The organism is Rheinheimera sp., from assembly GCF_965283995.1.
GTDB lineage: Bacteria > Pseudomonadota > Gammaproteobacteria > Enterobacterales > Alteromonadaceae > Pararheinheimera.
Window position 1 is genome coordinate 4,322,555 of the sequence record NZ_CBDIQG010000001.1, and the last position, 22,216, is coordinate 4,344,770.

The window sequence follows — 22,216 nt, forward strand, 5'->3', positions numbered from 1 at the left end:
TTGAATATAAACACTTCTGCTGTCGCGCCAGCGCCAGCCTCTGCCCTTGTTATGTCTGCAGCCTGTTCAGAACGGGCGTTGACCGACTGGCAATTGCGCCAGTTGCCCACCGCCGCGACGCCATTTTTGCGCATTCAAGACGCGATTGCGGCGACAGTACCGGGCTGTAACTTTACCGATCTGTTGGCCGCCGGCGCTATTGCGGATCCGTTTTTTGGCGCCAATGAAACCCAGTTGCAGGATATTGAACTCAGTGATTGGCTGTATCAGTGTCAGTTTGACCTGAGCGCAGCAGATCTGGCGCAGGGCCAATGGTTTTTGCAGGCGGACGGCCTCGATACTTTCTGTGAGGTGCGCTTAAACGGCGTGTTGCTCGGTAAGACGGACAATATGTTTGTGCCCTGGTCGTTTGCGCTGGCTGGCGCATTGCGGGTCGGCAGCAATCAGCTGGAACTGACTTTTCGCTCACCCATTCTGCGCGCCAGGCCATTGCAACAGGCCGCCGGACTGATTTATCCGGCCGAGAACGATAAGTCGGACGACAAGTTGTCAGTGTTTGTGCGCAAAGCGCCTTGTCATTTTGGTTGGGACTGGGGCCCGCGCTTTGTCTCCAGCGGCATCTGGCGGCCGATCAGTTTGCAATGTGTGCCGCATGGAAAGATTATCGATAGCCATGCCACAGTGTTGTCAGTCAGCGATGTTGCGGCAGAGCTTCTGATTGAAGCTGAAGTTGATCTGACTACTGCTGCTGAGCTGCAACTGGCAGAGCTGCAGCTTGAATTAACTTGTGACCTGCTGCACTGCCGCCAAATCGTTGCGGTCACGCCTAAAGCCGGCAGCCAGACGCTGCAATTTAAAGTGCAGGTCGACAATCCGCAGCTGTGGTGGCCGGCCGGTTTTGGCGAGGCGTTTTTATATCCATTTGTGCTGACGTTGCGCGCTGGCGTCACGCCAACAGCAGCCGGCGAGGCGATCGATGTGCAGCCGTTGCCGGTCGGCATCCGTCAGATTGAAGTCATCAACGAACCGGACGCCGACGGCGTATGTTTTTACCTCAAAGTGAACGGCGTGCCGGTGTTTTGCAAAGGTGCCAACTATATTCCGGCCGATGCTTTTCCGGCCCGGATAAGCAAAGCTCGGCTCGAAGCTGAATTTGCTGCAGTGACGGCGGCCGGCATGAATATGCTGCGGGTCTGGGGTGGTGGTTATTATCAGGATGAGTATTTTTATCAGCTGGCCGACCAGCACGGCATTCTGATTTGGCAGGACTTTATGTTCGCTTGCAGTTTATATCCGGCGACCCCGGAGTTCCTGCACAATGTTGAGCGCGAAGCCCGCGCCAATATCCGCCGCCTGCGCCGGCATCCGTCAGTCGCGCTCTGGTGTGGCAACAATGAAGTGGATATGGCCATTAGCTGGTGGGACTGGCCGGCCAAGTTTGGTTACAGCGACTTGCAGTGGCAGCAACTGAAGCAGGATTATCATCGTTTGTTTGGTGAGTTGTTGCCTACGCTGATGCAACAGCTTGATCCAACGAGTTTTTATCTGCGATCCAGTCCGCAGGGCTTCTGGGAAGACAATGCCGACCATATTGGCAATCAGCATTACTGGGGCGTCTGGCATGGCGAAGCGCCGTTTAGCGAATTTGCCCGCCGCGTGCCGCGTTTTATGACCGAATATGGTTTTCAGTCGTTCCCGTTACCGCAGAGTTTCGATCGTTTCCTTGCACCTGCTGACTGGGATTTACAGGCCGACGCTTTTAAAGTGCATCAGAAACATCCGCGCGGCAATCAGCTTATTCGCAGTTATATGCAGGGCGAATATGCGCCGCCGGCTGACTTTAAAGCGCTGACTTATTTAAGCCAGGTGCAGCAGGCGCAGGGTATGCGCCAGGCGTTTGAAGCACATCGCAAAGCCATGCCGTTTTGTATGGGCACTTTGTACTGGCAGTTAAACGACACCTGGCCGGCAGCAAGCTGGTCTGGTATCGATTATTTTGGTCAGTGGAAAGCACTGCATTATCAGGCGAAACGCTCCTTTGCGCCGCAGTTGCTGGTTTTTAGTGCATCAGACAGTGCGGTCGATGATGCAGGCAGCCTGCAACTGCAGTTAGTCTCCGATAGCCGCGCGCCGCTTACTGCGACCCTGCAGCTTCAGCTGCTGGATTTTGATGGTCAGGTGCTGTGGCAACAGCAACAACAGCTGCAGGTACAGCAGCTTAGCAGTGAAACTATCTGGCAGGGCCAGCCGCAGGTCGTGGCACCGGCACGGTCTGTGCTGCAGGCGCGGTTATTGAGTTGGCAGCCTAGTGAGCAGGAGGGCGCAGAACAACAGTTACTGGCCGAGCAGCTGTGGTATTTTGTGCCGCCACTGGCGCAGCAATTGACTGTCGGCGCGCCTGAAATTCAATGGCAGCGGCAAGGCAACCAGCTGCAGTTAACGCTGCACAGTAAAGCACTGCTGCGCCAGCTCTGGCTGGCGGTGGCGCTGGCGGATGAACCGGCTTTAGTGTGGAATTTCTCCGATAACTTTTTTGATCTGTTGCCGGGGCAAGCACGCAGCGTCACGCTGGACGTCGCCGGGCGCACCGATGCACAGTGTCAGCAGCTGATGGCCTCACTAAGCTGCTACTCCATTGCCGATACAACAGGAACACATTGATGGATAACGGACAAACCGCAATGCAACTGGGCTGGCTTGATGGCGGCGTCATTGTTGCCTACCTGCTGGGCACTTTGTGGCTCGGCCTGTGGGTGTCGCGCCGGGCCGGTGCCAATTTGCAGGAATACTTCCTCGCCGGCAAAACCATGCCCTGGTGGCTGCTCGGTATTTCCAACGCGTCCGGTATGTTTGATATCGCCGGCACTATGTGGCTGGTGACGGTCTGTTTTCTGTATGGCCTGAAAAGCGCTTGGTTGCCGTGGGTCTGGCCGATCTTTAATCAGGTGTTCCTGATGGTGTATCTGTCGGCCTGGTTGCGCCGCTCCAACGCGTTAACCGGCGCCGACTGGCTGAAAAGCCGTTTTGGCGACGGCCCCGGCAGTTTATGGTGTCAAGGCGTAGTGGTGTTATTTGCCGTGGTCAGTGCTGTGGGTTTTGTTGCCTATGGCTTTCAGGGTATCGGTAAGTTCGCTGCGGTATTTCTGCCGTGGGATTTATCGTCTGACACTTATGCGCTGATTATTTTTGCCCTGACCACGCTCTATGTGATTAAAGGCGGCATGTACGGCGTGGTGATGACCGAGCTGCTGCAATTTATCCTGATGACGTTGGCCGCTGTAGCTGTTGGCGTCATTGCGATGCAGCAGGTCAGCCCGGAACAATTGGCTGCAGTGATCCCGGCCGGCTGGGATTCCCTATGGTTTGGCTGGAACTTAGACCTGGATTGGTCGGCGCAATTGCCGGCAGCAGCAGCGCAGATTGAAAAAGACGGCATGCAGCTGTTTGGCATCATGATCATGCTGATGTTGTGTAAAGGCGTGTTATTTAGCATGGCAGGCCCGGTGCCGAACTACGATATGCAGCGCATTCTGGCGGCGAAATCACCGAGTGAAGCGGCCAAAATGAGCGCTGTAGTGTCGCTGGTGATGTTTATTCCGCGTTATCTGATGGTGGCCGGTTTTGCCGTGCTGGCGCTGGTGTATTTGCGCCCGGAAATCGCCGCAGCTGGCAGCAATTTTGACTTTGAACGGCTGTTGCCGGTGGCGATTGAACGTTTTGTGCCGGCAGGTCTGGCCGGGCTGTTGATCGCCGGTTTGCTGGCGGCCTTTATGTCGACGTTCTCAGCGTCACTGAATGCCGCGCCGGTGTATCTGGTGCACGATGTCTACCGTAAATTCATCAACCCCAATAGATCTGAGCAATTTTATGTCAGCCTGAGCCGTTATGTCGCAGTGGCGCTGGTGGTAGTCGGCACTTTGCTCGGCCTGATGCTCAATAGCATCAACGACATTATGCAGTGGATTTTTGGTGCCTTGTTTGGCGGTTATGCTGCTGCCAATTTACTGAAATGGCACTGGTGGCGCTTTAACGCCTGGGGTTATGCCGCCGGCATGCTGACCGGCCTCATCGCATCGCTGGCGCTGCCGTTGTTGTTCCCGGAGCTACCACCGCTGCAGGCTTTTCCTTATCTGTTAGTGGCGGGGCTGGTGGGATCGGTCGCTGGTACTTTGCTGACCAAACCTGAGCCGGACGCGGTGCTCTGTCAGTTCTACAAACAAGTACGGCCCTGGGGTGTGTGGGGGCCGATCGCAGCCAAAGTGCAGGCAGCAGATCCGGGTTTTGTACCGGATCAGACGCCGGGACGCGATGCGCTGAATATCCTGGTCGGCATGGCCTGGCAACTCTGCCTGGTGGTGTGGCCAATTTGTCTGGTGATCCGCCAGTGGTCTGGCTTTTGGGCGGCAACTGCACTCTTTGCGTTGACCAGCCTGTGGCTGTACCGCTTCTGGTATAAAACCCTGAAGGACTAATCAACATGTTGAAAATATCATCAACAGCGCTCGGCTTTGCCGTAGCGCTGACGCTGAACGCTTGCTCTTTGCCAGCCGAACAGCCCGAATCATCTGCAGCAAAACCTGCCACCGATGTGCTGCCAGACGTACTCAAGTATGTCGATCCCTTTATCGCCACCGGCGGTCATGGCCATACCTTTCCGGGCGCCGTGGTGCCGTTTGGCATGGTGCAGTTGAGCCCGGACAATAAATCCAAAGGCTGGGACTGGACCTCGGGTTATCACTATTCCGACAGTGAGCTGCTGGGGTTTAGTCACACCCATTTGTCCGGCACCGGTGTCGGTGATCTGCTGGATATTTTAGTGCTGCCGTTTCACGGTGATTATGCGGCCGCACTGAAGAGCCCGGCCGGTCGGCCGGTGGCGATTTATAGCCATGCCGATGAACAGGCGCGTCCCGGTTATTATGCAGTCCAGCTCAAAGAACAGGGCATCAGCGCCGAGCTGACCGCCACAGAGCGGGTCGGTGTGCATCGCTATCAGTTCAGTCAGGCCAAAGACGCTCAGCTGATGATTGATTTAGGCTATGCGCAGAATTACGACAAAGCGGTGATGGGCTTTATCCGGCAGGTCGACGCGCAGACACTGGTGGGGTATCGCTTTTCAACCGGCTGGGCCAAATTGCAGCCGTTGTATTTTGTCGCGCGTTTTAACCAGCCGTTTCAGGCGCAGTTGTATCAGGATGGGGTTGCCGTAAAGGGCACGCTGCTGCACAGCGAAAAAACCGCGGCGGTGCTGAACTTTGGTGACTTACGGCAAAAGCCGCTCGAAGTGGCTGTGGCGCTGTCTTATGTCAGTATTGCAGGCGCACAAAAAAACCTGGCCGCTGAACTGCCGGTACTGGATTTTGCTGCAGTCAAACAGCAAGCGGCCGCCAAATGGCAGGCACAGTTGGGCCGCTTTCAGGTTGATGCTGGTGAAGCTGCTATTGCCGGCACAGCGCCAGCCACAGCAGATGCCGTCAACGAAACCAATAAAACCAAGTTCTATACCGCGCTCTATCACAGCTATTTAGCGCCGCAGTTATTCAGTGATGTTGATGGCCGTTATTTTGGTGCTGATGGTGCTGTGCACCAGCAAGATCCGCAGCAGCCACGTTATACGCTGTTTTCGTTGTGGGATACGTTCCGTGGTTTGCATCCGCTTCTGACCATCACAGATCCGGGCCGGGTCGATGGCATGATGCATTCGCTGTATGGTTTTTATCAGGAGCAAGGCCTGCTGCCGACCTGGGATTTAATGTCGAATGAAACCGACGTGATGATTGGTTATCACGCAGTGCCAGTGCTGGCCGACGCCTATTTTAAAGGCTTGACCACGTTAAGCGCCAAACAGTTACTGGACGCCTCGTTGGCCTCGGCGCGTCAGCCCCGTTTTGGTATCGATTTATTCGGCAAATATGGTTACGTGCCGTCCGATTTAGACGTTGAAGCGGTATCAAAAACGCTGGAATATGCTTTTGATGATCATGCGATTGCGCGGTTGGCACAGGCTGCCGGTGATGCGAACACTGCGGCTGAATTCAACCAAAGAGCCGCGGCCTGGCAGCAACTCTTTGATAAGTCTTCAGGTTTTATGCGTGGCAAAACCGCCAAAGGCGAATGGGTAAGCCCGTTTAACCCGATTTATGTTGCGCATCGCACCACCGACTACACCGAAGCCAATGCCTGGCAGTACAGCTTTTTTGTCCCGCATCAGGTTGACGCGATGATCCAGCGTTATGGCGGCCAGCAGGCTTTTGTCGCCCGGCTCGACCAAATGTTTGACATGAGTTCTCATATGGAAGGCGATGTGTCACCGGATATCACCGGCTTAATTGGTCAGTACGCACATGGCAACGAGCCGGTGCATCATGTGCCTTATCTGTATGCGTTGGCAGGCGCGCCGGCCAAAGGCGAAGCGCGCATCCGCCACATCCGCGACACCATGTACCACGCCAAACCGGATGGTCTGGCCGGCAACGATGATTTGGGCCAGATGTCGGCCTGGTATGTGCTGAGCAGCCTTGGTTTTTATCCGGTGAATCCGGTCGACAGTGGTTATGTGCGCGGCACGCCGCAATTTCAATCCGTCACACTACTGCTGGATAATGGCAAACAGCTGCGGATTCTGGCACGTGGCGACCGGCTTAAACCTGTGAAGCGCTGGACTCTGAACGGGGTTGAACTGCCGATCAGCGTCGATTATCGTCAGCTGATGCAAGGCGGTGACCTGGTGTTTGAATTCTGATTTTCGGTTTTAACTGTAACTTTGGCTTGGAGGCGGCGGATGCAGCAAGGACGTTTAGGCAGTTTGTTTACCTTGGCGGTGTTGTTATTGGCGGCGTCAGCGGCCATTGCCGAGCCGATCAAGGCCGTCAGCTGGAATATCCGCCTCGACACACCGCATGACGCCGAACTCGCCTGGCCGCATCGCGCCGGCAACGTGATCCGGCAGTTGCAGCAACAACAGCCGGATATTGTTGGCCTGCAGGAAGTGATGTTGCATCAGCTGGTGCGGATTGAGAGCGCGATGCCGGGCTTTCAGCGCATTGGCGTTGGCCGCGATGATGGCAAAAATGCCGGCGAATTCAGCCCTTTGCTGATCCGCAGCAGCCGTTTTGCCATCAAAGACAGCGGCACTTTTTGGTTTCACCCGAGTTGGGCCCCTGATATCGCCTCAACGGGTACTGAGCAAATCGGCGATGAATTAATAGGAAAAGCCGGTTGGGACGCCGCCTTGCCACGTATTTGCAGCTGGGCTTTGCTTGAGGATAAACACAGCGGCAAAGCGCTGCGCGTGTTAAACCTGCATCTGGACCATCAGGGCGCGCTGGCAAGACGCGAATCGGTGCAGCTGATTGCCGCCAAAGTCCGCCACTGGCAACAAAGCTCCGCCGCGCCTGTGGTCATCATCGGCGATTTTAATCCAGCCGCCGGCGATGGCCTGCTGGCGCAAATTAACACCTCATTGCCGCAGTATCAGGACGCACTTGAGCTGACCGCCAAGCCACAAGGCCCCAGCTATAGCTTTATCCCGTGGCGCGGCAGCGAAGCCGACGCCGTGCGGCTCGATTTTATCCTGCTGCGCGGCGATCAATTCAAAGTGCCAGCCGCCGGCATTATCGCCGATGGCCCACCGACGCGAAATTCCGACCATCTGGCTTTGTGGGCCGAGCTGGTGTTTTAAGCTGCAGCTGCGGCTTGCGTGTGTTTTAAGGCAGTTAAAAACCGGAAACGGTAACAAACTGCCGAAAATCAACCTAATCTTACCTGAAAACGGTATTAAACTACTGTTCATCAGAAAAAAACGGGCCTAAACTACCGTTTCATTTCTTTGATTCAGGTGCTGATCCATGTTACTGCAATTGTACTGGGCGGGGCGCTGGCATGACGCTGCGACATTAAGTTTTGCCGGAACTGGTAAAGACAGCGCCGTTTATCTCGACTATTTGCCAGATTATCTGCGAAATCAGGCAGTGCAGTATCATTCACTCAGTGAACAAGCTGTATCGGTAAATGCTGCGGTGACGGCAATCCCAACTGAATACCCGCGTTGGCCAGGTCTGCTGGACGATTTATTGCCTGCAGGTAAAACTCGACAATGGTGGCTGAACCGGCTCGATATCGGCCACTTGCCGGTGTTTGAAGCGGATTGCCAGTTACTGCGCCATACCTGTATGTCGCCGGTTGGCAATATCCGGATAAAAGAAGCCGTGCAGCCTGCAGAGCAGGCGCTGATGCGCTTTCCCATCCGGGAAGTGTGCAGCTTGCAACATGATTTTCTCGAATACGCCAATAGCCAGGGGGCTGCTGTCGGTGGTGCCACAGGTGCTACCGGCGTTGCACCCAAGTTATTGCTGATGCTGGAAGGCAATGAGGTTTATATCGACGGCGATTTTGCTGGAAAACCCTGTGCCGCAAGACCATTTTTGGTGAAATTCGCCCGCAATCTGCGTACCGCGCGTGACAATCAGGTGCTCTTGGCAGAAGGTGCTTTTTACCGGGTGCTGCCAACGCTGCTGCAACAGAGCGGGATCCGCAGTATCGATAGTCAGCAGATGCAAATCTATCAAGTGGAAGGGCAGGTCAGCTTGTGGTTGCCCCGGTTTGACGTTGTCGAGCAGGATGGTTATTTGCACCGCCTTGCTATGGAAAGTGTGTATTCAATTCTGGATGTCGGCCCCGGCAGTGCATGGGACCACTTCGATGTGGTGCGGCAGCTGTGGCAAAAGTTGGCGGGATTACTGGAACAAAGCCGGGAGCAGTTTGTCACCGAATATGTGCTGCGCGATTTGCTGAATCTGGTCTTTGGCAATTCCGACAACCACGGCCGGAATATGTCATTTCTGAAAAACGCCGGCAAAGTCTGCTTTGCACCGATTTATGATTTCGCCCCGATGAAAGCCGATCCTGAACAAGTCACCCGGCTGTTTAAATGGGGTCAGGGGGCGGAACTGGCCGGAGAAGTCAATTTCGAGCGCGTCGCTGCAGGCCTTGCCGATTTGGTTGATCCGGACCTGTTGTTAACGGCGCTGCGAGCCATGGCTCAGCAACTGTTGCAGGTGCCGGAACTATTAACACAACATAGCTGCCCGGAAGAGATCCTGCATTTCCCGGCGATAGGCTTTGCACATCTGCCTGACAAACTGCACAGGATGAAACTGCGATGACACCCGTAGAAAAATTACAGTGGCAACAGCACCTTAAGGAACAGCTCAGTAGCGGCGAGCTGACGTTAGGCCAGGCAGTGCAACGGATCCGCAGCGAGTTGTATCAAATGACCCAGGTCGAATACGCCCGCATTTGCAAAGTGTCAGAGAAAACTCTGCGCGAAGTCGAAAAAGGCAAAACCGACCCACGTTTATCCATCATCGAAAGCCTGCTCAATCCCGGCGGTTTTGCCCTCAGCGCCCGGCTGAAAGTAAACCGAGTGGTGCCAATGGCGGAGTTGGTGAGACGCGGCGTGGGTTGAGGTTTTACTAGGTACGCTGCCTCGTGACATGAACTCCTGACAAAAAATGAAGTTTTGCCGGCAACCTCATTGCAAGCGAGCTATCGAAAAGACGCCTTTTGCAGACAGCTACCTGTGTTCTGCCTGCGTTCTGCGTAGCTCACTCTGTGTTGCTCACTGAGTTGGTAGCGCTGGGTTGGGACTTCCTTGTTCCAGTGGCAGTTGCAGGTCTGCGCTATTCCGTCACACAGAGCCTGACGTATTCGTGACGGGCTGTCCGTGCGCCGTCGAACAGAGCTGTGCCTGAGTCTGATTACTTTGGCTGTGCTGCTTAGCGCACGGTCAGGCGGTCGTTGCGCTGTCATGCTGAAGCTCCGACCAATGGAGTTGCGCTGATGATTTTTTCAATGGAATTACAACAAAAAGTACTGGATGAACTGAGCTGGGAAGCGTCGGTGAATGCCAGTGATATCCGGGTCAATGTGCAGGGTGATTTGGTGGTGCTGACCGGTACTGTGGCGTCGCTGGCCGAGAAAGCCAATGCGGAGCGTGCCGCGTTACGGGTGGCTGGTGTCCGCGCTTTAGTGGTCGAGCTGGAGGTTTGTCTGCCCGAGCTGGACCACAGATCTGACGTCGATCTGGCCAAGCGTATCGAATCGATTTTGCACTGGTCGCATCATCAGGCGTTGCATCAGCTGACGCTCAAAGTCGAAAAAGGCTGGGTGACTTTGTACGGCAAAGTGCCGTGGCAGTTTTTGCGGCAGGTGGCGTTTGATTCGGTGCGTTATCTGATGGGCGTGCGCGGTGTTACCAATCAGATTGAACTGTCACAAAGCCCGACCAGCGCCGATATTCTGGCCAGTTTGCAGGCTGCGTTTCTGCGCCAGGGAGATATCGATACATCTGCGGTGACGCTCGACGTCTTTAAAGACAAAGTAACGCTGAGTGGCTACGTACACAGCTTGCCAGAGCATCATCTGCTGGTGCAGACCGTGTGGAACACCCCGGGTGTAAGTCTGATCGACGACAAGTTGCAAGTGCGGCCACAGTCACAGGTGCAGCTGTAACAGCGTGCGGTGCAATGCGCTGCGCTTATTTCACCCTACACAGGTTCATTTTGATACTGGTAGGGTGAGTAGAGCGCAGCGAAACACTCCGCGAGTCGCACTCCGCGAGTCGCACTCCGGGTGTCGCACTCCGCGAGTCGCAGGTTAAATATCGCCAAAGCCTGCCAACACCAACTTGCCAATCACCGAGCCCTGTTCCAACAGTGTATGGGCCTGACGCAGATTGGCGGCATTAATAACCCCCAGATGCTGGCCTGCGGTGCTTTTTAATAAACCGGCGTCGACCAGCGCCGACACTGCGCGCAGCAGCTGTTGCTGGGCAATTTGGTCTGGTGTCTGGAACAATGAACGAGTGAACATCAGTTCCCAGTGCAGGCTGATACTTTTTAATTTCAGCGGCCGGATATCCAGCGCTTCCACCGGGTCATCAATCAGCGCCAGTTTGCCTTGCGGCGCTAACGCATCAATAAACTGCTGATAATAAGCCGCGGTATCAACCAGACTGGCGACATGGCTGACTTGCTCGACACCAATCCGCGCCAGTTCTTGCTGCAGCGGTAGCTGGTGATTAATCACCGCGTCGGCGCCTAAAGCGCTGACCCAGGCCTGTGATTCTGGCCGTGATGCGGTCGCAATGACAAAAGCGTCGGTTTTTAATTTCGCCAGCTGAATCAATACTGAGCCAACACCGCCGGCGGCGCCGCTGACCAGCAACACTTTGCGTTTGAACTGCGGGGCCGGCTGCTCAAGTTGCAGGCGGTCAAACAATAATTCCCAGGCAGTGATTGCGGTCAGTGGTAACGCCGCAGCATCGGCAAACGACAAGCTTTGTGGTTTAGGGCCGACCAGCCGTTCGTCAACAACATGATAAGCACTATTGGCGCCCGGCCGGTTTAACGCACCGGCATAAAATACCGCATCACCGACTTTGTAACCTGTCACCGCCTCACCGATCGCGACCACAACACCTGCCGCGTCCCAGCCCAGCACTTCCGCACTGACGATACCGTCTTTACTTTGCGGTGCACGGCGCTGGCGGATTTTATAATCGACCGGATTGGCGGCGATGGCTTCGACTTTGACCAGCAGGTCATACGGGCCGGGTGTCGGCACCGGCAAGGCTAAATCAATCAGGGCTTCCGCGTCGCTGATCGGCAGCGATTGCAGATAACCCACAGCGGGCATCATGGTTGGGATTAATGGCGTAGCTGACATAAAAACTCCGGATAGTTCAATCGAAAAGGGCCGCTGCAAGCACGTGCTTGCAGCCATGTTCAACAGATGCTGCACATTGTGCCGGATTGACATTGATAGAAAAACAGCATAATTAAGCATTCTTTATCAAATGAAATTTGAAAATGCTGCAAGTTCAGGATTTAGCTTTATTCCAGCAGATAGTCCGCACCGGCAATATCAGTGCGGCGGCGCGACAGTTTGATTTAACCCCGGCAGCGGCTTCGGCGGCGCTAAAACGGCTGGAGCAGCACCTCGGTGCGGCGTTATTGCTACGCAGTACCCGCAGCTTAAAATTGACGCCGGCTGGTGAATTGTTTTTACAGCATTGCCAGAACGCGCTGGAAGCTTTGGCGCAAGGCGAACAGGCGATGCAACAGCTGGCGGTTGATATCGGCGGTGAGTTACGGCTGGCCGCGCCCAGCGACTTGGGCCGCAACTGGTTATTGCCCAAACTCGATACGCTGCTGGCGCGTTTTCCGCAGCTGAAATTACGACTGGAACTCGGCGACCGGGTGGCCGGTTTACAACGTGAACAGGTCGATGTGGCGCTGCGGTATGGCGCTTTGACCGATCCGGCGCTGGTGGCGTTTTTTATTGCCGAAGTGCCGCGCATCGTCTGTGCCGCTCCGCAATATCTGCAAGTTTATGGCACGCCGGAGCAACCCCTGCAGCTGCAACAGCACAATTGCCTGCTGTATATGATTGACGAGCGCACCTTTGACCGCTGGCGTTTCAGCGGGCCGCAGGGCCTGTTGCAGGTCAATGTGCAGGGCAACCGCATCAGCAACGACGCTGAACTGGTGCGACGCTGGGCGGTGGCCGGTCATGGCATCGCGCTGAAATCGGCGCTGGATATGGCGGCTGATTTACGCGCCGGTTATGTGGTGCCGTTACTGCAGGATTATCCGGCGCCGAAGCTGCAGCTGCACCTGGTCTGTGCCAGCCGCCATCAGGTGACGCCGGCGGTGCTGATGTTACGCGATGAGCTGCGCTGTTGGGTGACAGATGAGCTGGCGGCGCTGCAGCTGTAGCTGTGGGTCGCGCTGGGGTGGCAGCGACTAGGCTGGTGCCGGTAAACGGATCAGGAAACAACAGCCGGGTTGGTCTGGCAGATATTCCAGGCTACCGCCAATCAGTTGTAGCTGGTTATAGGCGATATTCAGGCCAAGCCCAAGATTACCTTGCCCCAGCTTTGTGGTAAAAAACGGGTCAAAAATTTTGTCACGTATTTCTGACTCAATGCCGACGCCATTGTCGGAAAAATACAGTAGCCACAGGGCTTCGCCCGATGTGATCTGCTGGCTGGCCAGCCGGACTTCAATCTGCAGCGGGCCTGACGGCGGTTCAGCATGCTGCAGAGCGTTGTCCAGTAGCGCTGACAGCACTTTACCTAGCAAGGCCACATCCAAAACACCGCGCAGCAGAGGCCCGCTGATGGTCAGCTCTGCCGGTCTGGACTGCATGCTCAGATGGGTTTGCAGCCATTGCTGCAGGTAACTATTCAGTTCGATGCTGTCGCTGCCGGGTAGCTGGCGTTGTGCCGAGATCAGTTTGAACCGTTCCACCAGCGCGGAAGTGCGTTGCGCGCTTTGCTCAGCCAGGCTCATTAGCTGCTGCTGTTCACTGATAAACTGCTGCAATTCCTGCAAATTCAGCTGTTTGCCCGCGAGTTTTTTCGCCAGTATCTGCAGTTGCTCATTGCTGCAGGACACTGCGGTCAGAATAGTGCCTAGTGGAGTGTTGAGCTGATGGGCCATGCCGCTGACCAAATGGGTGAGGGCCGCCAGTTTGCGCTGTTCAATCAGCTGCTGCCGGGTGCGTTCCAGTTCCTGCAGGCTGAGTGCGAGCGCGCGGTTTTTGCGGCGGATCTGGGCGCTGAATCCAAGGCTTATCAGCAGTACCAGCACTGCGGCGCCAACCAGCAGCCATAAGCGTTGCTGGCGGGCCAAACTGGCCTCGTGCTGGGCTTGTTGCTGTTGTTGCAGCCGGTTGATTTCGATTTCCCGCGTCGTCACGCCAAGCTCTGCGCTTTGTTGCGCCACGGCCAAATTAAAGCGCTGATCAGCAACCTGTTGCTGAGCCTGTTGCGCCTGTTGCATCGCGATCACAGCCTGCGCATAGTTCTGCTGGCGCATCGCCAGTTCAGCTTGTTGCTGCCAGCCTTGTTGTAATAGCGGATGTGCCTGTATTTGTTTGGCCAGTTGCAGGCTGTGCTGCAGTTGCTGATCCGCTGCGGTTAAGTCGCCGCTCAGCATCAGCGCCTGCACCAATAATAAACCGGCTTCGGCCTGTTCCAGTTCCGGTCTGTTGCGCCGCAGTAACAAACTATGGCGAGCCAGCAACACAGCGCGTGCAGCATCCTGCTGTGCCAGGGCAACCCGCGCCAGATTCAAAAAGGACCATGAGGCTTCCAGCTGATGGGCGCCACGCAGGGCCAGCGCCTGTTGGTGATACCGCTCCGCCGCGCTGACTTCGCCCGCTTGTAACGCGGACTCACCCAGGTTGTTCAGCGCGATAGCCTGCACACTGGCATCGCTGGTTTGCAGGCCTTGTTGATAAAAACGCTGGAAATAGGCCTTGGCTTCGCCGGTCTGGCCGAGTTTCAGTAACACCAGCGCCAGATTGTTTTCGGTCTGCGCTAAAAAATGCGGGTTGGGTAATAAAGTGGCCAGCGGCAACGCTTGCTGATAATGCGTGAGTGCTTGCTGATATAAGCCCTGATTAGCAAAGATGCCGGCCAGAATATTGTGGTAGCTGTATAAAATACCGCGGTCTTTTGATTCCAGACTCAGGCTTTTGCACAAGGCCAGTGTTTGTAAGGCGGTTTCCGTCTGGTTACTGCGGTCCTGAAAAATGGCTTTGTGATAGTTCAGCCGGATCTGTTGCTCCAGCGTTAGCTTTAGTTGGTGTTGTTGCAGCAGTTTGTCGGTGTCGAAGACCGCCTGGCTGTAATTGGCGGCAGCGCCTTTGAGCAAAGGCCCGCGCAGTTGTTCAAATTCAGGCTCTGGCATTGCGCTAACGGAACAGCTCAGCAATGCCAGCAGTCCGTAGCAGCAATATTTCATCCGATGTCTTCAGACAGGTTTTTTTGCCAGTATAGCGGCCCTGTCACAGACCGCCAGACTGGCGCTGATAACCCGCTGATTTAGGCCTGCAATTGCCAGTGCAGCGTCTGACCGGCGTAAAACGGTACTATCGGGCTGCCGTCTGGCAGCGTGATTTCTTCTGGCACTGTCCAGGATTGTTTCACCAGTTTGATTTGACCGCTGTTGCGTGGCAGGCGGTAGAAATCGGCGCCATAGTGGCTGGCAAAACCTTCCAGTTTTTCAATAACACCCAGCTCTTCAAACACCTGTGCGTACAGTTCAATAGCACTCCAGGCACTGTAACAACCGGCGCAGCCGCACGCGGTTTCTTTGCGGTGTTTGGCGTGTGGCGCGGAATCTGTGCCTAAGAAAAACTTTGGATTGCCGCTGGCAACGATGGCGCGCAAGGCTTCCTGATGCGTGCGGCGTTTCAGTACCGGCAGGCAGTAGTTGTGTGGACGGATGCCACCGACCAGCATGTCATTGCGGTTCAGTAATAAATGCTGTGGGGTGATAGTCGCGGCGACATTCGGCCCAGCGTTTTTAACAAACTCCACCGCATCGGCAGTGGTGATATGCTCCAGCACGATACGTAAGGCTGGGAAGCGGTCGACGATCTGGCGCAGATGCTGTTCGATAAATACCGCTTCGCGGTCAAAAATATCGACGTGGTTGTCGGTCACTTCGCCATGAACCAGGAACAACATGTCATGTTCGACCATGGCATCGAGTACCGGATATAACTTGCTGAGGCTAGAGACACCTGAATGCGAATTGGTGGTGGCGCCGGCCGGATACAGCTTGGCGGCCAGCACGCCGGCGGCTTTAGCTTCGGCAATATCCTGTGCTGTGGTGGTGTCGGTCAGATAAATGGTCATCACCGGCTCAAAGCTGCTGCCGGCCGGGCGCGCTGCCAGAATGCGGGCGCGGTATTCGCTGGCTAAAGCACCGGTAGTGACAGGCGGCACCAGATTGGGCATCACTACAGCCCGCTGAAAACAACGCGCAGTGGCAGGAACGGTCTCTTTCAGCATATCGCCATCACGAAAATGTAAATGCCAGTCGTCTGGGGTGGTCAGCAGCAGTTCGGTCACAGCAGGCTCCTTCGGTGAAAAATTAACTGTCGCAATAGAGAGCCGAGTGTATCATTATCCGGTGTGAGCAGGCAGCGTTCAGCCCGCCTGATTTGTGCAAAAACTACGGGAGCAGGTGCATTTTGCAGGCAGGGCAATACGGGTTTAGTCGGCTACAAAGCGCAATGTTAGTGCTGCTGATGCTGTTGTTTGGCGCTGTGGTGGAGTATCTGGCCCGGCAGGAGCAGCAGCGTAATGACATGCTGCTGGTCCGCGAAACGACCGAAAGTGCCGCCCGTTTGCGTGCCTTGCTGGAGATGGAATTAAATGCGCCACTGCAGCTCAGTCAGGGTCTGGTGGCTCATGTGCAGGCCTTGTCCGGCAAAGCCAGTGCTGAAGATTTCAATACTTTGTTACCCAATCTGGTCCGTCAGGGCAAACATATCCGCAATATGGGCGTCGCGCCCGGCAATCGCCTGACTTACCTCTATCCGCTGGCCGGCAATGAAGCAGCATTGAATCTGTATTATCCCGATCTGGCGTCACAATGGCCGGATATTGAACAAACGATTCGGAGTCGCAAAGCCAAACTAAGTGGGCCCCTGGAGCTGGCGCAGGGCGGCCGGGCTTTTGTTTACCGCATCCCGGTGTATCTGCATGATGGCAGCTATTGGGGCATTGTCAGCACTGTGATCAACGTTGACGATGTCTGGCGGCTGATGAAGCAACAAGCGCAGCAGCTGGATGTTGGGGTGGCATTACGCCGCGCCGGCGGCGAAAACTGGGGCGACATGTTGTTCGGCGAGATCCTGAATTTTCAGGCACCGGCCGTGGTGCTGGATCTGAATATCGCTGGTGCGCACTGGCAGCTGGCCAGTTGGCCGCTGTTGCAGGCGGACAGCCTGTCGGGCTGGTTCCGGCTGATAGGCTGGAGTACCAGTCTGATGCTGGTGCTGCTGATCGCCGGTGTGTTCCGCGCCAATCAGCGTTGGAAAGACACCAGTAAAGCCTTTGAACAAAATGAAAAATATTACCGGACAGTGCTGGATAACGTTGACGACGCCATCGTCGTGCTGAATCCGGCCGGGCAAATCCATACCTTTAACAACGCCGCTGAACAGATGTTTGGTTATCAGGCGCGGCAGCTGCGTGGGCTGCCGTTTCAGATCCTGTTTCCACAACCACCTGAATTGCAACATGGCCGCGGCGCCCAGGAACTGACCGCGCAGCGGCTGCACGGTGAAACCTTGCAGGTGGAATTGCTGCAGACCCAAATTCAGCTACAAGACCAGACGCTACAGGTCTTGCTGTTTCGCGACATCACCGAACGCAAACGCATGGAAAAACTGAAAAGCGAATTTGTTTCCACAGTCAGTCACGAGCTGCGTACGCCGCTCACAGCCATCAACGGCGCTTTGGCGCTGGTTACCGCCGGGGCGGTCGGGGCCTTGTTACCGGCACAGCAGCAGATGCTGGATATCGCCCGCAGTAATGCCGACCAGTTGATTAATCTGGTCAATGATATTCTGGATATGGAAAAACTGCAGGCCGGCAAGTTATCGCTGCAGCCGGAACAGCAGTTATTGCTGCCGTTGTTGCAGCAGGCGCTGCAGCGCCATAGTGCGTTAGCCTTGTCCCGCCAGGTCAAACTGACGCTGGAAGCGGCGATCGCACCGGATCTAACCTTGTTTATCGACGGCAGCCGCCTGCTGCAAATCCTGGCAAATTTATTGGCGAATGCGATCCGTTTTTCGCCGCCACACAGCACTGTGCACTTACGGGCTTTGTTAACCGGCGATGTGGTTCAGCTGATGGTCAGCGATGAGGGACCTGGAGTGCCGGTAGATTTTATTCCACGTTTGTTTGAGAAATTCTCGCAGGCCGACAGTTCTGACAGCCGGTTGCAAAGTGGCAGTGGCCTCGGCCTTGCGATTTGCAAAGAGTTATTGGAGCGGATGCACGGCACTATTTTTTATCAGCCCGCAGAGCAGGGTGGCGCCTGTTTTTATTGTGAATTACCACTGCAAGCTGCGCCCGCAGCCACTGCAGTGCAACAACAGGAGTTGTCGTGAGCTGGCAGCAGTTACCTTATCTGGATTTAATCGCGCTTTGTTGGTTTGTCGGTGTGTGGGTGGGGTACACCCTGTTTGCCAAACGCCGTGCCCGTGAAGTCAGTTGTTTGTCGTATGAGTTACGCCGCAAACGCACGGCCTGGATGGAGCAGATGCTGATCCGGGACAATAAGATGGCCGATGTCGCGCTGATCTCCACGTTAGAACGCAATGTCAGTTTTTTTGCTTCCAGTTCGATGCTGATCCTGGCGGGTTTGCTGACGGCGCTGGCGTCCAGTGACAAAATTGCCGCAGTGCTTATGCAGGTAATGCCGTGGCTGGACCATGTCGATGGCTTGCTGCAGTTTAAAATTCTCTGCCTGGTGCTGATTTACGTGTTCACCTTTTTTCAGTTCACCTGGTCGTTGCGTCAATATGGTTTTGGTGGCGTATTGATCGGTGCCGCGCCGGATGGTCGCGAGTTGCCAGCGGCGGATCGTAGTTTGTATGCCAATAAGGCCGCGAAGGTGATAGATCAGGCTGCGCACTCATTTAACTATGGTTTACGGGCGATTTATTTTTCGCTGGCGACTTTGGCGTGGTTTATCGATGTCTGGTTGTTTATGGCGGCAACGATCGTCGTGTTGTTTGTGATGAAACACCGTGAATTTCATTCCAAGGCGTTAAAAGCTTTACAGGATGTATGACAGGGTGCAGCGCGTTGCGGGATCTGCGGTAGGGTGCGTTATAAAACGCACCGTGCCTGCCGGATGCACGGTGCATGTTCGTCATATCAGGGTATAAAATCAATCAGTTGTATTGCGTCTCGAAGGCTTTGATCACGCGTGATACGCCATTGACGTGGCGCGCAATTTCAACGGCTTTATCGCCTTCCTGCTCACCAACGATACCCATCAGGAATACTTCACCGTTTTCGGTGATCACGCGGATATTCAGCGCGCTGATCTCTTTATCCGCCAACAGCAGGGATTTGACGCGGGTGGTGATCCAGCTGTCACGGCTGCGGGTGGTAAATGAGGTTGGATTACCGACGCGGATTTGGTTTTGTACGTCTTTTGCACCCTGTACCGGCCGCACCAGTTCACCGGCTTCTTCCACCATCGCCTGATTCGGCGCCTGGCCGGTTAACAGGATCACGCCGTTGTAGCTGTACACATTGATATTGGCTTTTTCGTCCAGTGTTTTGTTGGCTTCAATCGCATTGCCGGCTTTGATCACGATGCTGTTGTCGTCGATTTGTGAGCCCAGCGTCCGGCGGTCTTTGGCCGCACAGCCTTGTAGTGCAATTGCCAGCGTGGCAAGCGCAGCCACTTTCAACAGATTTCGCAGCTTGAACATCAGATTCTCCTGTTAGATGGGATCCACATCTTGCTGTGGAAACAACGTGTTATCAATCAGTTCAACAACACAATGTAATAAAAAAGTATAACATTCATAGACTCGGGCCGGCCGGTGCGCCGGTACCCGCAGTTCAACGTCGGTATTGCCGAGCAAACCGGATAACTCGCCGTTATTGTCGACCGTCAGTGCAATTACCGTCATATCTTTGGTCAGTGCCGCTTCAACGGCGCGGATCAGGCTGGTTTCATCGCCGCTTAACGACAATACCAGCAGAATATCGCCTTCCTGACCCAATGCCCGCACCTGGCGGGCGAGAAAATCCTGTTGCTGTGACAGATGGACCAGGCCACAACTGTCGTTGCTGAGTGCGCACGCCGGCAGGCAAGGCCGCTCCGTTTCAAACTGGTCCAGCAGCAGCCGGGCAAAATGACCGGACAGTGCATTAGCGGCACCTTCACCGGCACAGAGTACTTTGCGGTCGTTGATCAACGCATGCACAATCGTCAGCGCCGCCGTTTCAATTGGCCCGGCCAATGCTTCGCCGGTGGCAATCATCGTCTGGATATTTTCGGAAAAAAGCTGCCGGATATGTTCCTGCATCAGTGTGGATCCTTAAAATGCGTTTTTTAGCCAGCTGAACTGATAAGGCGCTTCGCCTTCAATTGCCAGCACGTCAAACCGGGCTGCACCGCGCCACTGTTGTTGTTGCAGATACCAGTGGGCGGTCGCGCGTAATTTTTGTTGTTTTGCGGTGGTCACCATCGCCGCAGCGCCGCCAAAAGCACTGGACTGACGATATTTCACTTCGACAAATACCAGACAATCCTGCTGGCGCATCACTAAATCCAGCTCGCCAAAACGGCAGCTGACGTTGTGCGCCAGCAATTGCAGACCTTGTTGCTGCAAATACTGCCCGGCTAATGTTTCAAAAAACTGACCTTTGTCGCGGCTCACGGCGCTTTTTTGTCCACCAGCTGCAATTTGCCCTGACGATATTGTGCCAGCGTTAATTGCCGCGAAATACTGTGGCCATCGCTCAAGCGCAGGCTGCCGGTCAGACCGTGATAGGCCATGGCCGGAAATTGCTGCTGTTGCTTCAAATGTCCAACCAGCATCAGCGCGTCGTGCCCCATGGCAAACAGCCGTTGTAATTGTTCGTCCTGCTCGGCAAACAAACTGTCGAATTCCTGCCGCAGCGGTGGTGCGATGGCAGCCTGCGGCAACAGCCACGGCATTTCCGTCATGGTCAGACCGGCCAGATCACGTTGGTCGGTTTTATCGACCTTCAGACTATGACTGCGCGAACTGGTAAAAATCGGCAAACGCCGGGCAGTCGGACTGACGGTGACATCGATAAATGGTTTGAAAAAACGCGTCTGCACCGGGTCGGCAATCAGATAAATCGCATCGATATCCTGCCTGCTGTGCAGCTCAGCTTTGATCGACTGACCAATTAACCGGTTGATTTCTTTTGCTCTTTCCTCGCTTGCTTCGGCTTCAAGGAACTTGTTAATCAGCGCCTGCAGCTGTTCCTGCGAGCCATAACTGTAGGTTTCGACCGGCTGACCACCGCTTTGTTGCCAGCGGCTTTGGAAATGCTGCGCCATGCGCTGGCCAATCGGATTGACGGCATAAATCAGCACCGGATGCTGATACTGACGCTGACGGAACACTTGCACCATCTGGCTGGCTTCATCTTCCCAGGCCAGCGCAAAGAAATATTGCTCCGGCTTCACCGGCAAGTCGCCTTTGCCATTTAAAAACAGCGTCGGCCATTGCCAGTCTGGTAATTGCTGGATTTTGTCGATGTCTTCACGCAGCAAAGGACCGATGACAAACTGCACTTGCGCCGCAGTCACTTCAGCCTGCAATTCTGCCGCCGGTTTAGTCGAATCAATAAATACCAGTGTGCGTTGTTGTTTCGCCGCTGCAGCGGCCATGCCGTATTGCACCGCGTCACCCAGCGTTTTCAGCGGGCCGGATAATGGCAATAACACGGCGATACGTTCCGGGTTATAGGCGGGTGTCTGGCTCAGCAGTTTGACGTCTTTGGGCAGTTTATCCATGGCCGGCAACATCGGGTGGCGTTGTTGCCAATCGGTCAGTGCCTGCGTGATGGCTTGCTGATCGCCGGCAAAACTCTGTGTCAGTTGCAGCAGTTCCAGCCAGGCCTGCGCGCGCGGATGATTTTGCTGGCCCAGTTCACGCAGTTCGGCGTCGGATAACTTCACCAGTTGTTGCCACAGCAGGTCTTGTGCTGTGCTGTCAGCACTGTTGCCCAGCCAGGCATCCAGCGCTAATAAAGTGCGGGTGGCACTGACATTGTCATCCTGTTGCTGGAAGTACTGAGCAAGTGCCAGCGCCCAGGCTTGCCGGTCGGTTTCCGGCACGTCGGTAAAGGTAGTTTGCTCAGCCAAGCGGGCCACCAATGCATGCTGTTTATCGGCCAGGGCTGACTGTAATAATGGCAGCTGATTTTGCGCGCGGATTTGGCTGTACAGCGATTGTTGCAGCTCAAAACAGATGGCCAGCGTGCGTTTAGGGTCGGTGCTGAGCGCAGCTTTGGCCTGTTGCAGTAATTCGCGTTGCAGCTGTTCGTCCGCGTCTTGTGCCACCGCTTCGTCGGCGGTCGTGACGGCCTGATAGCTGACGTCGGCCGGTTCCAGTGCCAGCGGCTCGGCCAAGGCTTCCGGTGTCGGTGCTTTGTTGACTGGGGCGGATTGTTGCACTGGTGCTGCAGTCGTGGTTTCGACTGGGGCCGGCGTACTGCCGCAACCGGTCAGCAGGCTGACGCCAATCGGCAGCAGGACAGATAAACGAAGCTTGAGTTTGCTGGATTTCACAATGCGCAGGTACAATAGCTGATTGAATGGCCGTTAGTTTATACCATTTGTCC

Annotated in this window: 17 protein-coding genes; 10 read left to right on the top strand and 7 right to left on the bottom strand. The window is 55.2% G+C overall.

Translation table 11 applies throughout. From position 1 onward, the window contains the following. The first annotated feature begins 51 nt into the window (after window positions 1-51). The 7 genes from ACQ66Q_RS19075 (at window position 52) to ACQ66Q_RS19105 (ending at window position 10,512) form a co-directional block, all read left to right on the top strand. A complete protein-coding gene (locus ACQ66Q_RS19075; protein ID WP_430458239.1) occupies window positions 52-2,661 on the top strand; it encodes a beta-mannosidase in 2,610 nt (869 codons plus the stop codon). After that, entirely contained in the window at window positions 2,661-4,472 is a 1,812-nt protein-coding gene (locus tag ACQ66Q_RS19080; protein WP_430458240.1) for a sodium:solute symporter family protein, read from the top strand. The genes ACQ66Q_RS19075 and ACQ66Q_RS19080 overlap by 1 nt, the downstream gene beginning before the upstream one ends. Before the next feature lie 5 nt (window positions 4,473-4,477). Continuing rightward, window positions 4,478-6,742 (top strand): GH92 family glycosyl hydrolase, encoded by a 2,265-nt coding sequence (locus ACQ66Q_RS19085; protein ID WP_430458241.1) that lies wholly within the window; start codon window positions 4,478-4,480, stop codon window positions 6,740-6,742. Between the two features lie 39 nt (window positions 6,743-6,781). Next, window positions 6,782-7,681 (top strand): endonuclease/exonuclease/phosphatase family protein, encoded by a 900-nt coding sequence (locus ACQ66Q_RS19090; protein WP_430458242.1) that lies wholly within the window; start codon window positions 6,782-6,784, stop codon window positions 7,679-7,681. 166 nt (window positions 7,682-7,847) lie between these two features. Continuing rightward, window positions 7,848-9,164, top strand: a complete 1,317-nt coding sequence (locus ACQ66Q_RS19095; protein ID WP_430458243.1) for a type II toxin-antitoxin system HipA family toxin — start codon at window positions 7,848-7,850, stop codon at window positions 9,162-9,164. Next, window positions 9,161-9,466 (top strand): helix-turn-helix domain-containing protein, encoded by a 306-nt coding sequence (locus ACQ66Q_RS19100; protein ID WP_430458244.1) that lies wholly within the window; start codon window positions 9,161-9,163, stop codon window positions 9,464-9,466. Before ACQ66Q_RS19095 ends, ACQ66Q_RS19100 begins: the two co-directional genes overlap by 4 nt. Window positions 9,467-9,840: 374 nt before the next feature. Further along, window positions 9,841-10,512: a BON domain-containing protein gene (locus ACQ66Q_RS19105; RefSeq protein ID WP_430458245.1), complete on the top strand. Its 672-nt coding sequence runs from the start codon at window positions 9,841-9,843 to the stop codon at window positions 10,510-10,512. Window positions 10,513-10,656: 144 nt separating this feature from the next. Here the strand turns inward: ACQ66Q_RS19105 and ACQ66Q_RS19110 are convergent, their stop codons facing one another. Continuing rightward, window positions 10,657-11,727, bottom strand: coding sequence for a zinc-binding alcohol dehydrogenase family protein (locus tag ACQ66Q_RS19110; protein WP_430458246.1), 1,071 nt, complete (start codon window positions 11,725-11,727; stop codon window positions 10,657-10,659). A 143-nt stretch (window positions 11,728-11,870) separates the two neighbouring features. Here ACQ66Q_RS19110 and ACQ66Q_RS19115 point away from each other — a divergent pair, with 143 nt between their 5' ends. Next, window positions 11,871-12,779 carry a LysR family transcriptional regulator gene (locus ACQ66Q_RS19115; protein WP_430458247.1) on the top strand — a complete coding sequence of 303 codons (909 nt, stop codon included), beginning with the start codon at window positions 11,871-11,873 and terminating at the stop codon, window positions 12,777-12,779. 27 nt (window positions 12,780-12,806) lie between these two features. Here the strand turns inward: ACQ66Q_RS19115 and ACQ66Q_RS19120 are convergent, their stop codons facing one another. Both ACQ66Q_RS19120 and pyrC read right to left on the bottom strand, forming a co-directional pair. After that, window positions 12,807-14,813 (bottom strand): ATP-binding protein, encoded by a 2,007-nt coding sequence (locus ACQ66Q_RS19120; RefSeq protein WP_430458248.1) that lies wholly within the window; start codon window positions 14,811-14,813, stop codon window positions 12,807-12,809. 80 nt (window positions 14,814-14,893) lie between these two features. Further along, entirely contained in the window at window positions 14,894-15,928 is a 1,035-nt protein-coding gene (pyrC, locus tag ACQ66Q_RS19125) for a dihydroorotase (RefSeq protein ID WP_430458249.1), read from the bottom strand. Window positions 15,929-16,092: 164 nt separating this feature from the next. Between pyrC and ACQ66Q_RS19130 the strand changes: the two genes are divergently transcribed. Both ACQ66Q_RS19130 and ACQ66Q_RS19135 read left to right on the top strand, forming a co-directional pair. Next, entirely contained in the window at window positions 16,093-17,979 is a 1,887-nt protein-coding gene (locus ACQ66Q_RS19130; RefSeq protein WP_430458250.1) for an ATP-binding protein, read from the top strand. Next, window positions 17,976-18,665 carry a DUF599 domain-containing protein gene (locus tag ACQ66Q_RS19135; RefSeq protein ID WP_430458251.1) on the top strand — a complete coding sequence of 230 codons (690 nt, stop codon included), beginning with the start codon at window positions 17,976-17,978 and terminating at the stop codon, window positions 18,663-18,665. Before ACQ66Q_RS19130 ends, ACQ66Q_RS19135 begins: the two co-directional genes overlap by 4 nt. A gap of 103 nt (window positions 18,666-18,768) precedes the next feature. Here the strand turns inward: ACQ66Q_RS19135 and ACQ66Q_RS19140 are convergent, their stop codons facing one another. The 4 genes from ACQ66Q_RS19140 to ACQ66Q_RS19155 are packed head-to-tail and all read right to left on the bottom strand — an operon-like array spanning window position 18,769 to window position 22,163. Then, window positions 18,769-19,317, bottom strand: a complete 549-nt coding sequence (locus tag ACQ66Q_RS19140) for a BON domain-containing protein (protein WP_430458252.1) — start codon at window positions 19,315-19,317, stop codon at window positions 18,769-18,771. A gap of 12 nt (window positions 19,318-19,329) precedes the next feature. Continuing rightward, window positions 19,330-19,920, bottom strand: coding sequence for an SIS domain-containing protein (locus ACQ66Q_RS19145; protein ID WP_430458253.1), 591 nt, complete (start codon window positions 19,918-19,920; stop codon window positions 19,330-19,332). Between the two features lie 12 nt (window positions 19,921-19,932). Continuing rightward, window positions 19,933-20,274, bottom strand: a complete 342-nt coding sequence (locus tag ACQ66Q_RS19150; RefSeq protein WP_430458254.1) for a YraN family protein — start codon at window positions 20,272-20,274, stop codon at window positions 19,933-19,935. Then, on the bottom strand, window positions 20,271-22,163 hold the full coding sequence (locus tag ACQ66Q_RS19155; protein ID WP_430458255.1) for a penicillin-binding protein activator: 1,893 nt from the start codon (window positions 22,161-22,163) through the stop codon (window positions 20,271-20,273). Before ACQ66Q_RS19155 ends, ACQ66Q_RS19150 begins: the two co-directional genes overlap by 4 nt. Between the last annotated feature and the right edge of the window lie 53 nt (window positions 22,164-22,216).